The 16,396-nt window shown below is 44.7% G+C and carries 13 protein-coding genes and 1 tRNA gene; 4 read left to right on the forward strand and 10 right to left on the reverse strand.

Annotation, left to right across the window (positions count from 1 at the left end):
• Nucleotides 1-13: 13 nt before the first annotated feature.
• Nucleotides 14-577, reverse strand: a complete 564-nt coding sequence (locus GTQ48_RS00165; protein ID WP_163104307.1) for a YceB family lipoprotein — start codon at nt 575-577, stop codon at nt 14-16.
• A gap of 170 nt (nt 578-747) precedes the next feature.
• On the opposite strand from GTQ48_RS00165, the gene GTQ48_RS17775 reads away from it, so the two are divergent.
• Nucleotides 748-876 (forward strand): hypothetical protein, encoded by a 129-nt coding sequence (locus tag GTQ48_RS17775; RefSeq protein ID WP_275405581.1) that lies wholly within the window; start codon nt 748-750, stop codon nt 874-876.
• A gap of 40 nt (nt 877-916) precedes the next feature.
• Here the strand turns inward: GTQ48_RS17775 and GTQ48_RS00170 are convergent, their stop codons facing one another.
• Nucleotides 917-1,351, reverse strand: coding sequence for a DUF3010 family protein (locus GTQ48_RS00170; protein WP_032097312.1), 435 nt, complete (start codon nt 1,349-1,351; stop codon nt 917-919).
• A gap of 381 nt (nt 1,352-1,732) precedes the next feature.
• On the reverse strand, nt 1,733-2,131 hold the full coding sequence (locus tag GTQ48_RS00175; RefSeq protein ID WP_163104309.1) for a DUF3718 domain-containing protein: 399 nt from the start codon (nt 2,129-2,131) through the stop codon (nt 1,733-1,735).
• Nucleotides 2,132-2,441: 310 nt separating this feature from the next.
• Between GTQ48_RS00175 and GTQ48_RS00180 the strand changes: the two genes are divergently transcribed.
• On the forward strand, nt 2,442-4,682 hold the full coding sequence (locus GTQ48_RS00180; protein ID WP_163104311.1) for a penicillin acylase family protein: 2,241 nt from the start codon (nt 2,442-2,444) through the stop codon (nt 4,680-4,682).
• A 251-nt stretch (nt 4,683-4,933) separates the two neighbouring features.
• On the opposite strand, the gene GTQ48_RS00185 is transcribed toward GTQ48_RS00180, so the two are convergent.
• The 5 genes from GTQ48_RS00185 to GTQ48_RS00205 all read right to left on the reverse strand — a co-directional run bounded on the left by GTQ48_RS00185 (nt 4,934) and on the right by GTQ48_RS00205 (nt 11,154).
• Nucleotides 4,934-6,340 (reverse strand): DsbA family protein, encoded by a 1,407-nt coding sequence (locus GTQ48_RS00185; RefSeq protein ID WP_163104313.1) that lies wholly within the window; start codon nt 6,338-6,340, stop codon nt 4,934-4,936.
• A gap of 51 nt (nt 6,341-6,391) precedes the next feature.
• Nucleotides 6,392-7,303, reverse strand: a complete 912-nt coding sequence (locus GTQ48_RS00190) for a formylglycine-generating enzyme family protein (RefSeq protein ID WP_203565035.1) — start codon at nt 7,301-7,303, stop codon at nt 6,392-6,394.
• Between the two features lie 13 nt (nt 7,304-7,316).
• Nucleotides 7,317-8,150, reverse strand: coding sequence for a type 1 glutamine amidotransferase domain-containing protein (locus GTQ48_RS00195; RefSeq protein WP_163104315.1), 834 nt, complete (start codon nt 8,148-8,150; stop codon nt 7,317-7,319).
• 77 nt (nt 8,151-8,227) lie between these two features.
• A complete protein-coding gene (locus GTQ48_RS00200) occupies nt 8,228-9,373 on the reverse strand; it encodes a glutathione S-transferase family protein (protein ID WP_163104317.1) in 1,146 nt (381 codons plus the stop codon).
• Entirely contained in the window at nt 9,373-11,154 is a 1,782-nt protein-coding gene (locus GTQ48_RS00205; protein ID WP_163104319.1) for an arylsulfatase, read from the reverse strand. Before GTQ48_RS00205 ends, GTQ48_RS00200 begins: the two co-directional genes overlap by 1 nt.
• Before the next feature lie 304 nt (nt 11,155-11,458).
• Between GTQ48_RS00205 and GTQ48_RS00210 the strand changes: the two genes are divergently transcribed.
• On the forward strand, nt 11,459-12,484 hold the full coding sequence (locus GTQ48_RS00210; protein ID WP_163104321.1) for an AraC family transcriptional regulator: 1,026 nt from the start codon (nt 11,459-11,461) through the stop codon (nt 12,482-12,484).
• 300 nt (nt 12,485-12,784) lie between these two features.
• Here the strand turns inward: GTQ48_RS00210 and GTQ48_RS00215 are convergent.
• Nucleotides 12,785-12,871, reverse strand: a tRNA-Leu gene (locus GTQ48_RS00215).
• Between the two features lie 441 nt (nt 12,872-13,312).
• Between GTQ48_RS00215 and GTQ48_RS00220 the strand changes: the two genes are divergently transcribed.
• Entirely contained in the window at nt 13,313-15,328 is a 2,016-nt protein-coding gene (locus GTQ48_RS00220; RefSeq protein ID WP_163104323.1) for a GAF domain-containing hybrid sensor histidine kinase/response regulator, read from the forward strand.
• 3 nt (nt 15,329-15,331) lie between these two features.
• On the opposite strand, the gene GTQ48_RS00225 is transcribed toward GTQ48_RS00220, so the two are convergent.
• Nucleotides 15,332-16,360, reverse strand: coding sequence for a methionine synthase (locus tag GTQ48_RS00225; RefSeq protein ID WP_163104325.1), 1,029 nt, complete (start codon nt 16,358-16,360; stop codon nt 15,332-15,334).
• Between the last annotated feature and the right edge of the window lie 36 nt (nt 16,361-16,396).

The following is a 16,396-nucleotide window of genomic DNA, read 5'->3' on the forward strand; positions in this document are numbered from 1 at the left end:
TTTTCTATCTATTCTACTTGCCCTGCTGAGGGCGAAGAGCCAGCTTTCCTTGTTCAACAGATAATGTGATGGGAATACTAGAGAGAAGGTTAACCGTTTTATTTGTTGTGTCTAATTTATACACGGGGTTAGACACTAAGTAGCCATTGATAAGCTGCATCACTTCTTTGCTTAAAGGTGCGAGGTTGCCTTTATATCCCGCCGCATCCACAGTGCTATCAAGCAACGACAATGAGTGAACAAAAATCGCTTTTTTCTCACTGTCATAATAAGGGGTGCCTTCTAAAGACAAGCGTATTTTGGCGGGATAGCTAAATCCAAACGCGTTTATGCTGGCTGTGGCGTCGGTGCCTAACTGAACAACATCTCTTCCTTCGGGGCCAATGTTTACCGATATGTCATTTACCTCTAGCAGCAAAGGAATACCAGCAAGCGACGCTTTTTGCTGAAGTTTATCTAGCTGACTTCCTAATACCTGCTCTACATCTGCATTTGAAACCGTATACGCAGATATCTGAGACAGTGCTGCGCAGCCATTTAAAAATACAATGGCGGCCAATAGGGATAAAAACTTCATTACGTTTACTCTCTTCTTACATTCATGTTGTCACATAGTAGACAATAAAGGGTGTGTGAGGTCTACCTTTTAACGTCATAAGGCTTTTTCCTATTAGCTACTAGTTTCAGCTGTGATTCAAAATCTGCCAACTTCGCACCACCTTGCCGTCTGGCTCTGCTGAGTACCCGTTGACAATAGGTGGTGATGTTGAAATTTTAGTGGCTCAAGTGTGGGTTGTTGAAGAGGGATCGGTGCCGATGAACTTCTATTGGTCGGCGTCAGAAGATGATACGAACTGGGCAATAGTCGTCAATTAACCAGTAAAGCGCCTGTAATAATTGCAGGCGCTTAATGCTGTTACTCTTGGTGAGCACGTTTCATTAACCAAGCATAGGCCGTGGTGAAAGCAGGTTCTTGAAATTGTTTTAACCCTGTATCTGAAAATGGCACTGCAACCGGGTTTCTGCGCAACGATTCTTTAATTTCGGTGGGACCAAATACAACAACCTCTAACCCATCAATTAATTCAATAGCCGCTTCAAGCTTAAACCCAATAGCACTGCCAGCAAATTTGCCCTTACTCTGGCGTTGACGAATGACGACAGCATCAATTTTGTAGTCGGCCATTAATTTTTCAAACGTACTTTGAAAACTTTTAAGACCTTTCGCACTGGTATCGGCCAGCGTTAAACGGCGGGTTCGGCAGTCGGGTACATGAAACAAACCGTCTATTAATGACAAAAGACATACTGTCGCTTCATTACCTTTTAAATCTACACCACAAACTTTCATACTATTTCCTATTTATATTTGCGTTAAGTATACCGTTTTTTATCAAAGTTAAAGAACCACTATTTTGGTTTCTCTGCGTGAACTCATGTTGTAAGAGCGGTCGTGTTTAAAAAGGTAGCAGTGAAGGAAAGAAAGTGCATGGCTCCGCTTGGCATGCCGAAGACGGAAAACAGAAAATACCGATAATGCTGAGGAATACTGATAGTAAATTGAACTCAAAGAGCCAAGGCTACATCGACAGTAGAAAAAGAATAATAAGGAATATTGCAATTGAAGCAGAAAAGGCGAGGCCCCATAAAAGGGGCCTCTAGTGCGGCCCGGAGCCGCTACCATGTTGAAACTGTTACTCACATGGTGTGATGTATTAGGTTCGGTTAGAAATTAAATTCTTCCGTTAAGCTCAGCCGAAATGGGTGAGTCTTGTAGACCTTGCTCAGCAATCCACGCTTGAAGTGTTTTGCCGTCTGCTTCTGGCGCCTGTAGGTCTTTGCTTGGCATTTTCTTAACCAATAACGTGCCAACTTCAACCGCGTTGCTCGTTACCGCTGTGCGGATAAGGCTTTGTCCGTTACATGAAACACCTGCGTAATAATCGCGAAGTTTCAAACGGTAATCTGACTGTACACTACGCATCTTTTTACGAAGCTCACCTTTGTCGTCAGCCTGTACGATAGTACAGATGTTAGCTAGTGCATCGTTGATGCCGTCTGCTTGTGCTGCGTTAGAGAAAGCAAGTGTAGATGCTGCAATAATGATAGAGGTTTTAACTATTTTCAACATGGTTAAAGTTCCTGTGGTTAATTGTTTAATGTTTTTTGCAACTCACTCGTCGTTGCTTGAGTTGTATTAAACGCCACCTTCGCAAAAACAAAAACATGTTGGGTAATATATAGGTATTTAAAGTTATACTTTTGGTTAAGGTTTTTCCTCAAACCCACAAATCCTCAAAAAAAGTCGTCCGCTATAGACTGTAGCGTTTACCTCTTTACTTTCTGTCTTTCTATTCCTAAATCGGAATCGAAGGTGCTTCCTTTACAGTTGAATTAATGAGGAGTAGGTTTTGCTTACAACTAAAAATAAGGAAAAGCACATGAAGTGCCTGTCGGTTTGTTTTGCTGTATTTGTGACTATGTTTATTTCCGCGTGCTCGTCGGATCATAAAACGCCCGCAGTTGACCAAGCAACTGATAATCCATCAAAGGATGTTTTGCGCTGGGAAGCAACGGCAAAGAACGTGACTATTACCCGCGATAACTGGGGCATTCCCCATATTAAAGGGAAAACTGATGCTGATGCCGTGTTTGGAATGCTGTATGCCCAGGCCGAAGATGACTTTAATCGAATAGAGCGCAATTATATTAATGCCATGGGCCGTTTAGCTGAAGATCTCGGCGAGGATGAACTATACCGAGATCTTCGCATGAAGCTGTTTATTCAGCCTAAGCAAATTAAAAAGCAGTATGAAGAAAGCCCACAGTGGCTTAGAAAATTGATGGTGGCATTTGCCGATGGTTTGAACTATTACCTTTACACGCATCCTGAAGTACAACCTAAAGTCATTACCCGCTTTGAGCCTTGGATGGCGCTCACCTTTAGTGAGGGCAGTATAGGTGGCGATATTGAACGCGGCGTAAACATGGCTCGATTGGCCGAGTTCTACGGTAATGATATGGCAAATGTTTCCTTTAATAATGATTTATTGACTACAGCCAATCAATTAAACGCTGAGCCGGGTGGTTCGAACGGTTTTGCCATTGCTCCTAGTCGTACGAAAAACGGTAATGCGCTTCTTTTAGTAAATCCTCATACCAGCTTTTATTTTAGACACGAAGCTCACGTGCAATCAGAGGAAGGGTTAAATGCCTACGGGGCATCTACGTGGGGACAATTCTTTATCTACCAAGGCTTCAACGAGCGTGTGGGTTGGATGCACACATCAACCTACGTGGATGTAATAGACGAATACATAGAAACCGTTATCGAAAAAGAGGATGGTTTGCACTATGTATATGGCGATGAGCATCGCAAGCTCAAAACGCGACTTATCGAATTACCTTACAAAGCAAAAGACGGCACTATGCAGCAAAAGCAAGTGACTGCTTACTTCACCCACCGTGGTCCAATAGTACGTTCACATAACGGCAAGTGGGTGTCGGTGCGCTTGATGGAAGAGCCAGTTAAAGCGTTGATACAGTCTTATTCGCGCACAAAAGCGCAAAATTACGATGAGTTTTATTCAGCAATGAAAGGCCTAACAAACTCGTCGAACAACACCGTATACGCCGATGCCGATGGCACTATTGCCTACTTCCACGGTAATTTTGTACCTCGTCGTAATACGGCTTTCGATTATACCCAGCCAGTAGATGGAAGTAACCCCGCGACAGATTGGCAAGGCATTCATCCATTAGAAGAGCATATTCATATTAAAAACCCAGGGAATGGCTGGATTCAAAATACCAATAACTGGCCTTACAGCGCGGCAGCAGAGTTCAGCCCTAAAAAGGAGGATTACCCAGCGTACTATTCGGGTACCACTGAAAACTATCGCGGTATTCACGCCATTAATTTACTTAAAAATACGACTGACTTTGACGTCGATAGTCTTATTAATGCCGCTTACGATAGCCATTTAACTGGGTTTGATGTATTGCTTGTGCCCCTGTTTAAAGCTTTTGAGTCCTTGCCTGATTCTGACCCTAGAAAAGCGTCATTACGGGAGCCTATTGCAACGCTTCAAGCGTGGGACAAACGCAGCGGCGAAGACAGCGTGCCTACCTCTATTGCTGTTTTCTGGGGCATGGATTTGATGCAGTCCGTTCGCAATAAAGCGCGAGCTGCTGATGTAAGTGTTTATACCTATATGGAGAGCATGGCTTCTAATGATGAGCGCCTTATTTCTCTAAAGTCGGCTGTTGATAAGCTAGCTCGTGACTTTGGAACCTGGCAGACCCCATGGGGAGAAATTAATCGCTTCCAACGCATTAGCCCCGATATTCGACAGCATTTCGATGATGATGCACCAAGCTTGCCCGTTGGTTTTGCGTCTGGCCGGTGGGGAGCTCTTGCGGCCTACGGCCAAAATTATGGCCAGGGTGAAACAAAGCGAATTTATGGCACGCGTGGAAATAGCTTTGTGGCAGCAGTTGAATTTGGCGAAAAGCTAAAAGCTAAGGCAATTACCGCTGGTGGTTTGAGTAACGATCCGAGTTCTCCACATTATAACGATCAAGCGGCAGTCTATGTCTCAGGTAAATTGCGTGATGTGTATTTTTATGCTGACGATATTGCGGCGAACGCAGAAGAGACTTATCAACCAGGGCAGCGTTGAGTTGCCCTCTAAAGTAATTGAGGCGGGTATAAAAAGAGTTCTCTGTATTATTAATGTGGCATCAATGCAGCAGACGATTAGAAGTTGTCTCAAAAATCTAAACCAGCTAAGCCGCAAGAGCGTTGAAGCTGGAATGAAAAAAAGCAGCTGTATTTCAAAGTGTGCCTCAAATAAGTGAATATACCTGCACCTATAACAATGCGCGATTCAGTTATTGGTGCAGGTTGTCATATTTAATGATACCTATCTCGCTATTCACTTAATTCCTTAACCTTTTGCGCGACCAACCAAAGCCTGTCTTGCCCCCACACGGCCAATACTTCGTTTTCATTCTGGTCTAATAATCGATAACTTGGCACGCCCCAGCTGCCAAACTCATACATACTCAGACGGTTATCTTCTAACAGCTGCTGCCAATTGTCATCGTGAAGATGAAGGCGCGCCTCTCTCCAATCAAGCCCCGCATTCTCTGCAACCTGCTGAATACCTTGGTGCTTATTGCAATTTACTCCTCTAGCAAATGCAGCTTTTAAAAACGCGCAAAGTAAATCGTTGCCTTTATTTTGCGTTAAGGCCCACATATAAAGGCTGTAACCTCTTAATACAGGTTCGCCGATAGGATCGTAGAAGTTCCCATATTCAACGTTTAACGCCCGCGCTTCTCTGGCTACATCGGTTGCTATGTATATCTTTTTCTCTTTAGTTGCCGGCACGCCGCGCATAACCATGGGCAGCACAGGTTTAACAACTAGGTTAATGCCTGATTGTTTGGCAAATTTGATGGTTGGATCCCAAGCAATAGCGGTGTAAGGGCTTCGAAGCGATACAAAAAACTCTAGCGTGAGTGTTGATGCATTTTCACCAAACTGAGACGCAACTTCTGGGCGGGGCGCAATTAACGGTATCTTGTCTAACGGTACCTTGTCTAACGGTACCTTGCCTAAAGGTACCATGTCGTTTGTTGTTGCGCCTAAAGCGTTAAGCCTATTTTCGAGATGATATAATCGGTCTACCCCCCAGTACCATTCACCTTCGTAGTGAAACATGGCTGGGTTGTAGTGCTTTAACTCGCTTCGACGCGCGGTTGCTAATTCATACTTGGCGTGCAATTCATCAAGTGACGCACTGCCATACTGATGCGCTAACCGCGCCAGCGCTTCTTTGTCACCTCGCCATAAATAGGCGCTAATCTCAGCACCTATATCTATGACTTCTTCGCTGTTTAAATTACAAAAAATGGCGGCTGCCATTTGAACAAGGCTCTGTTCGGGAGGTGTGTTTTGGCTATCAAACTCGAGCCCGTAAAAGGGCGCGATACGCTTAGCATCGGCTACTGACATTTGTTTCCAAAGCTCTGGCTCTGGAAAATTGTCATCGCTGGCTGGGGGAACAAGGTGAACCACAAGCTTAATATCATACTGGGCTTTAAGTTTTGAAAGAGTTTGTATGGCAAGGTGAGAGTATCCATCATCCACTTGATGGAAATATTCAACCACGTGCTTTCGTCCCTCTTTTATGCGCTTTGCTTCGCGCTTGTTCCTGAGCTTTGTTTGTCGTTTCTCACTGCTGATATAGTTCATCAATTTGGACGTAAGCCAACGCATAAATGGGGAAGGGGTGCTGCTTGAAGCACCTTTTTGTTTTGTTATTTCACTCATTTGTTAGCCTTATCCAATTAATATTTGATTGCTAGTTTTTATTTTTCAATTTTATTTGGCAATTTTTTTAGCAATGCGAAAGCCTATATGCACCGTGCTAAAGTCTTGTTCCATGCCTTGACGCGCAGAAGCGCGATACCTTCTACAATAATTGCTACCGCAAAGGAATGAGCCGCCTTTAATGGTAAACCTTGGGTTAGCCTTACCATAACGGCTTTCTGTCCACTCCCAAACATTACCAATCATATCGTAGGCACCGATAAGGTTTTGTTCAAAACAGCCTACGGGGGCTGTGCCTGTAAATCCGTCTTCCTCGGTGTTGTTGTCGGGAAAAGTGCCTGTCCAAACATTTGCGCGGGGCGTACCGTCAGGCGCTTGCATACCAGACTCTGGCTCAAGCGGGTCGAAAAGCCCTAAACTCGCTGCGTACTCCCACTCAATTTCGGTTGGAATTCTACCGCCCGCCCACTCAGCGTAGGCGCGCGCATCATTAAGAGTGACATGTACAACGGGGTGCAAAGCTCGTCCTTCAAGGTTGCTACCTGCACCGTCTGGTGTTTTCCAGGTCGCGCCACTATCTAAGCTCCACCATGATGAAGTTATCCAAGGAGTTTCAGATTCTAAGAACTGCGCCGAGCCAGTACCCTTTTCAGCGTCGGTAACATAGCCAGTTTGCGCAACAAACTTTGCGAATTGCTTATTGGTCACTTCTGTTGTCTGTAGCTTAAACGAAGAAACAAACACCTTCTGAGGCGGACCCTCTTCAGGATATACGGCATCCTTGCCTTGGATGAACCCACCACCTTTTACCAGTACAAAGCTATCGATAACGTATTCAGGCAAACGGCACGGCTGGTAGTTTGTCGTCGATTTCTTGTTAAAAAGAGCAATGAAAATTCCAGCAGCTACAATGCAAGTGAGTGTCAGTAGAATAAGCGGTAATGTGCGTTGGAAAGCCATCATGATGCTCGCTTTTTTATAACTGCTTCTTATCAGCAAGTAACGCTAAAATACGGTGTGATGTTTCATAGCCACTGTTCTGGTTTTGTCCCGTTACAATATTGCCATCTACGGCCACATGCGTTGCCAACATTTCAATGGTGGCAGTTTGAAGTTCAAACTTTGCGCCTGCTTTTCGCATTTCGGTTTCAGGATGTTTTGGTGTTACCTCAATTCCCAATTGCTTGATTTGTCGGTTCGTAACGCCGGTAACGTTTCGCCCTTCAAGTAACGGCCTGCCATCGACGTTTTTTGCACTAACTAAACCAAGCGCCCCGTGGCAAACCGACCCCAGCACTTTATTATTTGCATTGGCTTTTGTTATCAGTTCCGCTAACGCTCTTGATTGCGCAAGGTCGTAGGCCGCACCCCATCCGCCAGCCATGTAGTAGACATCGTACTCATCAGGTGATATTTCATTAATAGGAATGGAATGCTTAAGTTTGCTCATTGCGGTGGCGTCTTGCTTAAAGCGCTTATCTTCAGGTGTAGCCAGTGGCCAGCCCATAGAAAATGGCTCTACTGGAATCTCGCCCCCTTTGATAGAAGCGATATCAACGTCTAAACCGGCATCTAAGAAAGCATAATAGGGCACGGTCATTTCTGAACCAAACACCCCCGTTGCTTTACCCGTTTCACCCAACGTGTCGTGACTGGTAGTGATCACCAAGGCCCGTTTCCCCTTGAGATTATAGCTCGGCATGTCGTAACTTGGGTGTAAACCCATCGCGTGCAGTAGTTTAGGAAGGCCCAGCCAAACAATAATACCTAGAATTGGAATACTTATTAACGCTACTTTCCACCAAACCATTTCTTAATTCCTCGTTGTCGTCATTTTGCTGTTTTCAATTATTTGTGCATAGCCATTTATTAATAGTCGACCGTTATTTAATTTCTGGGTTGACCGTAGTAACGGGCGAATAAACCTGGCTTTTGCTTCACATTGTTTGGGTTTATAGGTAGCTGAAACTGCTGACTTAACCCAGAGTCGATGAGACCATCTGTATGCAAAGAGAAAAGGCCTCCAGCAGCCTGAAATAAATTATTGACTCGGTCTTTATCGTCTTGTGACAAAAGGGAGAATTCTCGCTGTAGCTCTTGCCTGCACCATACTCGATAGTGCGTTGTGACAGTGCGGTTGAATTGAAAATGCTTCCCTCGATAGTTAAACCGTTTTTTACCATCGCGGTATGCAAGCGCGTTTTGGTGTAAATAAGGTAGATAATCAAGAGCAATGCGTTCAAGCAATGGCTGCCAAAATGCCGCAGACGGCCATTCCCACTTAATATTTTGATTTAATTTACTGTGTTTGACGTTCCATAGCCGGGCAACCCATTCGTAAGTATTCGGGCCTTTACGCCTCATCACTTCTGCTGAAATAGGGTCGTTGCTAAAATGGCGAAAAAACGAGCCAAAATAACCGAAGTCGGCAATGCTTGGATGATCACCTAATATAAACGGCTGTTGTTCAAATAAAGGCTCAAGAAATTCGAGTTCTCGAAACAACATGTCTCGCACATCACCGTTGTTGTTTTTGTCAACTCCATCATTCCACAGCCACTCACGCAATTGACGATGACCAAAGTAAAAGCCCAAAGGAATGGCAAGACGCTTTGAATAGACTTTGGTAATTCTTCGTCCCAATGTAACGCGAGATACCTTGGGGACCCAACGCCACCACATGGCAGGACGCCAAAGCCACTCATCGCCATAATCTTCGATTAACAAGGCAATAAATCGCAAGGCAGGGTCGGAGGGGAGCACCGGCTTTTCGGTATGCCTACTCTCTAGCCATTGAATTGTGGGCGTTGTATCAAATAACCATTTTCCATCATCCATCTCAATGGCGGGGACTTTTTGAATACCAGTCTTACGCCCTACTTTATGAAGCGCTTTCAAAGTGTCACATTCAATAACGCGATGCGGAATTTCTTTGTACCGTAAGTATGCTTCTAGCTTTCCTGAAAAGTAGGAAATGTCCATTTTATAGAGCGTGTAACTTTGGTGTTGGTTTGGTTTTAGTTTCGCAGTCATCAGCTATTTCCCATTCGCTTAATCAAGCGTGTAGCGAAAACAAACAACAGATAAACGGCTAATAATAAGGTCGCTGCTAAACCGGCAAATAGGTACCAATAATTGCCTGCTGTTCCTTTAATCGCATTAATAACGAGCTGTTTTCGCGAACTTTCTCCAGGGGGAAGCTCAAATACACCCACATCCGTGGCATAGGCGTTGTATTCATCAAGCATGTCTTGAAAAAGGCTAGGGTGTTTAAGGGCAACGTCGGTAGTTTCCCCCGGGTCGACGGCTAAATCGTACAGGTGCCAATTCCCATCCCCATGAGGAGGCGGGGTTTTGGTTATTTTCCAGTTTCCCCTGTAAAGCGCTGCGGTTCCGCTTACCTCAAACACAAAGGCATCATTTTCGCCATAAACGTTGTCAGACTGCCCCGTTAGTAGTGGCTTTAAGCTTCGCCCGTAAAACTCATCAGGGTTGTAATTTATGCCGGCAAAGTCGAGTAATGTTGGAGTAATGTCGGCAACTTGCGCACGGCTGTCGACAAAGCCTTTATTTGCTTCAACACCCGGGCCCGATACGACTAAAGGCACGCGCATGCCGCCCTCCGAGGCATTAAATTTGAACAAATGAAACGGCGCTGCAGAAACTGACGCCCACTCATGGCCTATGGCCGCAAGACTGCCTTCTTGCCCCAGGTTTTCATAACTGACGTCCCAGTCCTCAATGGCCATCCAAAACTTTTCAAACGCCTTAACTGCAGGCTTTGATGTTTTCCCAAGGGTATTGTATTCGGGGCCGTTATCTGAGGTGACAATCACAATGGTATTATCTAACTGACCTTTTGCTTCTAGGTGGCTTATCAGCCTGCCAAGGTGAAAGTCTGCCGATTCAAGCATGCCTGCGTTAACTTGCATCACGCGAGCCCAGTACGCTTTCTCGCGATCTGAAAGACTGTTCCATTCGCGGTCGTTATGGGCACCATCAGACAGTGTTGTCGTTTCAGGAACCAGACCAAGTGCAATCGCTTTTTGTAAGCGTTCTTGACGCATTATGTTCCAGCCTCTATCAAAGACGCCGTTATATTTATTGATAAACTCGGGCGAAACCTGAAGGGGAATATGTATTGCTTGAAAAGCTAAATATCCAAAATACGGCTTGGAAGGGTCGGCTTCATCCACATACTCAATCATTTTGTCGACGATATTACGAGACGAGTAAAAGTCCTCAGGCAGAGAAATTCGCTTTCCATCTTCGTACCATTCCACTTCCAAATAGTGTGGCAAATATGATTTAGCCCGATAGTTACTAGAGCCAGTGGAGTCTAATACCCAAGACCTATCAAAACCGAAGCGATGAGGCAGGTTTGCACCAATATCGCCAATTCCCCACTTGCCAGCTACGAAGGTTTGGTATCCAGCCGATTTGAGCCTTGAAGCGATAGTTTGCTGTTGGTCTGCCCACGTCATGTTATAAGCGGGCAGGGCTCGCATTTCGTCTGTAAGTACTTCTGCGAGTGTTGCAGCACCAACCTGGTGTGGGCTTTGACCTGTCATAAGTGACGCGCGACTTGGGCCACATAAGGGGGAGGAATAGTAACGTGTGAACATAGCACCGGCTTTGCCGAGTTTATCAATATTAGGCGTAGCGGTATCACTGCCGTATGCACCAAAATCCATAAAGCCAACATCGTCGAGAAGCACCAAAAGTATGTTTGGTTTGGTACGGTGCTGTTTCGCTTCTACAGAAACAACTAGAGCAATAAACAGCATTATCGATACAATGAGTTTTTTATACATGTAATTACCGCCTGCCTGTTCTAATCATGATCATTTTGCCAATCACTCACCGTTTTTAGCGCCTAAGACACACCTTCAATACTTTCTGCGTTTAACCTAACGGGCGTGTGTCAGACTTGATAGGCAGCAATGCATATTCACCAATACATATCGACCTATGAAGATGGCGCAGCGTTACACGTTAGAACGTTAGGTGGCATGAAGAAATAGCATTTCAGGTCAAAATGTGGTCATATGTGGCCACGCGATGTACTGTAAAGTGATAAGAGAGTCAGTTACTCAGCGCCGCTTTTGGGAGACTTTAATGGGCAAAAAATATCTCAACGCTAAAGATTCGGTGATCCCCACGCATTTTCAAAGGGTGCTGTTTCGTGAACTCGTTAATAAGGGTATTAGCTCTGCTTTGTTGCTAGAAGGTTTGGCGCTTCAAGAAGAACAGTTTCTAGACGATGAATTAAGACTCACCTTCGACCAGCACCGTCAATTCATAAAAAATGCACTGAGTGCTACCGGCGATCCCCATTTGGGATGGCGATTCGGTCAGCACATCAATATTACCACTCTGGGGTTGCTTGGTTATGCCATTATGGCCTCTGAAAATGGAGCCGCGGCGGTAAGAACACTTACCCGCTTTTTCAAACTCAGGGCGCCATCTTACGATTTGAAGTTGCTAAACGTGGCGCAAAACGCTGAGTCTGCCATATTGCAAATTAACGAAACCTTCGATTTTGGTGAAGTGCGTTACTTTATGCTGTCATGCATTGTGAGTGCATTTGACCATGTTTTCATGTCTTTCAATCAAGAATCTAGCGTTATCGAACGAGTTGAATTTGGTTGCGTAGAGCCCATCGAATGGTATCAAGAGTCGGCTACTGTGAAATACCCCGTTGTTTTCGGTGGGCAAACAGCCAAATTGTTTTTAGACGTTAGCTTTCTGACCAAGCCGCTTGCAACCGCAGATCCTGATACTGAAAAAACAACAACGCAAATATGCCAAGAAATGCTGAGCAGGGTAGAGGATCAAAACGGGATAATAAGGGAAGTAAATGAACTTCTTCTTAACATTTCTGGGAACTACCCCTCTTTGACAGACGCGGCAAATTATCTGTGTATATCACCCAGGACACTGCGTCGAGAGCTTAAGAAGTCAAATACAACTTATCAGCAAATGCTCGACAATACTCGCTCAACTATTGCTAAAGAATTGCTGTTAAATACCACCAAAACCACATCTGAAATAGGCTATGAGCTTGGGTTTAAGGATACGTCTAATTTTAACCGCGCTTTCAAAAAATGGACCGGCGTTAGCCCAGGGCAGTTTCGTAAATAAGACGATGGAACGACACTCGGACGGTACGCTTTGAGCGTGCCGTTTATTCAAATCGCAGGCACAAAAAAACCAACTAAATAGTTGGTTTAGAGATGGTACCAGAGGCCGGACTTTGACTGGGCCGACACTCGGACGGTACGCCAGCGTGCCGTTTATTCAAATCGCAGGCACAAAAAAACCAACTATATAGTTGGTTTAGAAGTGGTACCAGAGGCCGGACTTCGACTGGGCCGACACGCCAGCGTGCCGTTTATTCAAATCGCAGGCACAAAAAAACCAACTAAATAGTTGGTTTAGAGGTGGTACCAGAGGCCGGACTTGAACCGGCACGCTATTTCTAGCAACGGATTTTGAATCCGTCATGTCTACCAATTTCATCACTCTGGCATCACATTGTAATGGCTATGCGCCAATGCGATGCATTATAGCGATGCAGCGCGCGCATACAACACTTTTTTTCGTGAATTACCTTCAAGTGTTGAAAGTTTATACACTGGGTGCGAATAACCTCACACTTAAACGAGGGTCCATCAATGTGGTCTTATGAGTGACTATAAAGGCAATACCTATACTTATTGGGAATAGGGAAGCGGGTAGGCAGGTGTTAAGCTCATATTTTAAACACTACACCAGTGCTGGTACATCAAGTTTGCTGTCTGAGCCAATCAGCTCGTTTAAAACGCCGTAGGTCTGTTATGGACACTGGAACTTTTATTTACGATGTATCGCACGGTAGCTAGTATCAACTATGAACAATTTCCAGCCAGAAAAGCACACACTCGACATAGTATTGCACCCGCGTGAAGCTCAAATCAATGGATGGACTCTATGAGAGCGGAAAATGTGAACCCACTGCGAAATTTCCACAATATTGTATCTAATCAGTCGTTAGATTTTGACTCGAAAGTGGATGAACTCCTGCGCTTTGGCCTTGACTTGTTTGGCTTGGAAGTCGGTATTGTGAGTCAAATTGTGGGTAATGACTACAAGGTGTTTAGAACCGTCAATAATATTGACGGCCTGGACGCCGGAATGCATTTCGACCTTGGCTTAACCTATTGTCATTACACAATTAATAGAAACAAAGTGGTTGGGTTTAACCACGTAGGCTTTTCAGAAATTGCTAACCACCCCTGCTATGAAGCACAGAAGCTTGAGGCGTATCTCGCTGCCCCTATAATTATTGATAAGAGGGTGTTTGGCACGATTAATTTTTCTGCAGCCAAGCCCGTCAACATCTTTGAACCCGAAAGCTATGAATTTATTGAATTGTTTGCTCAGTGGTTGGGTTCAGAAATCGCCAAAAGACAAGTACTTGAACAGTTAAGAACAAAAGCATCTACTCTTGCAAAATTAGAAAAAGTGGCAAAGGTAGGCTCTTGGTCAGTAGATTTAGAGACTAGTCATGTTCTTTGGAGCGCTCAAACTAAACAGATACACGAAGCTCCCCCTGGGTATCAACCCTCATTCGAGTCGGCGGTAGATTTTTATGTAGTTGGTACGAGTCGTGACAGCATATTGCATGCTGTAGAGTTAGCGATAAAGACTGGTCAGTCATGGGATCTCAAGACACAAATAACAACGATGAAAGGACATCGACGATGGGTGGTTTCTAAGGGCGAGGCCGAGTTTTTTGAAAATAAATGCATTAAATTGTTTGGCACGTTTCAAGATGTAACAGATAGCGAAGAAGCGTCAAGAAAGCTGCAAGAAGCAAAGTATAAAGCCGAGCAGGCCACTAAAGCTAAAAGCGACTTTCTGGCCAATATGAGTCACGAAATAAGAACTCCCATGAATGGTGTACTTGGGACTCTACAGCTCTTAGAACGCTCAAACCTAGACTCTGAATCAAAGACGCTTATTTCAAGAGCGAGCTTTTCTGCGACGAGTCTGCTTACAATCATCAACGATATTCTGGATTATTCGAAGATAGAAGCTAACCAGCTGACGTTAGAACAGCAGCCTTTTTCAATGTGTGATGTGATGGAGCATGTTCACTCGGAATTAAGCCTAGAAGCCACTGAAAAACAAATAGCGTTAAAATCTAGGATAAGCGAAGGTTTTGTTGATGGGTGGAAAGGCGATGTAGTGAGGGTGAGGCAAATCCTTCTTAACCTGTGCGCCAATGCCGTTAAATTCACCAAGTCAGGACAAGTCAGTATAGCGTTGATGAACGATAGCTCTTATTCGTCAGGCGCGTTACGTTTCACCGTAAAAGATACGGGTATTGGCATGTCTGAAGAAGCGCAGGCACGGATATTTGAACGTTTCACTCAGGCTGACTCATCTACAACTCGTAAATTTGGTGGCACTGGATTGGGTATGTCAATCACGGTTAGTTTGGTTCAAATGATGGGGGGCAAAATTGAAGTTGATAGCGTCCCCAATCAGGGTACAACAATTACGGTAACCTTACCCCTTGAGCACGCAAACTTAGAAGGCAAAAAAACTGCTTCCCAAATGGACGATGTTCCTTACTTTTCAGGCAAGACAATTCTTATTGCCGAAGATAACGATATAAACACCCTTGTTATCGAATCTATGCTAGCACCGACCCAGGCAGACTTACATTTTGCTAAAAATGGCGTTGAGGCACTTGAGCAGTTCTCAAAAAATACACCTGATTTAGTGTTAATGGATATCCAAATGCCTGAAATGGACGGACTTCAGGCATTTGCTGAAATACAAAAGTTAAATCAGAGTGTTCCCGTTATAGCGCTAACTGCAAATGTTATGAGCACTGACATTGAGCATTATGCTCGGGTTGGGTTTAATGCTTATTTGGCTAAACCTGTAAAACTTACGGTATTGTATGATTTACTTCGCAGTGTACTGACCGCTTAGCTGTTATTGTACAAGCTCTTGCCGCACGAGTTCGGCGCCAGCTGCCAGTGCGCTTAACTTTGCGCGAGCTACATGACGAGGTAACGGGGCCATTCCACAATTGGTGCAGGGATACAATTTGTCTGCATCCACAAATTTCAGTGCCTTTCTTAACGTAGTGGCTACTTCCTCAGGGGTTTCAATATCATGGTTGGCTACATCTATTGCGCCGACCATCACTTTTTTACCGCGGATAAGCTCCATCAGCTCCAGTGGAACCTTAGAGTTGTGGCACTCCAGTGAAATGATATCGATGTTTGATTTTTGAAGCTTTGGAAAAATGGTTTCGTACTGACGCCATTCTTCTCCCAAAGTTTTTTTCCAATCTGTATTCGCTTTTATGCCATAGCCGTAGCATATGTGCACGGCGGTTTCGCATTTTAGTCCTTTAATTGCGCGCTCTAAAGCAGCCACGCCCCATTCGTTAACGTCATCAAAGAACACATTGAAAGCAGGTTCATCAAATTGAATGATATCGACGCCTGCCGCTTCTAATTCTTTGGCCTCTTGGTTCAGAATTTTAGCGAACTCCCATGCCAGCTTTTCCCGGCTTTTGTAGTGAGCGTCATATAACGTATCAATCATAGTCATTGGGCCGGGTAGGGCCCATTTAATGGGTTGAGATGTTTGGCTTCTAAGAAACTTGGCATCTTCCACAAACACGGGGCGAGTGCGTTTAACGGCACCAATCACCCTTGGTACGCTGGCTTCATAGCGATTGCGAATTGTCACCGTTTCTCGATTCTCAAAATCTACACCGCTTAAATGTTCGATAAAGGCGGTAACAAAGTGCTGACGAGTTTGCTCTCCGTCACACACGATATCAATGCCGGCGCACTGCTGTTCGTGTAGCGACAGCTTCAACGCATCGTGCTTGCCCTCAGGCAAAATATCTTGCGCTAGTTTCCACGGTGACCAAAGTTGTTCAGGCTGCGCCAGCCATGCGGGTTTAGGAAGACTGCCTGAGGTGGAAGTGGGTAATAGTGTTTTCATAATGTATTTTTGAATAATAACCTAGTTGAGCTATTC

The organism is Alteromonas genovensis (assembly GCF_010500895.1).
GTDB lineage: Bacteria > Pseudomonadota > Gammaproteobacteria > Enterobacterales > Alteromonadaceae > Alteromonas > Alteromonas genovensis.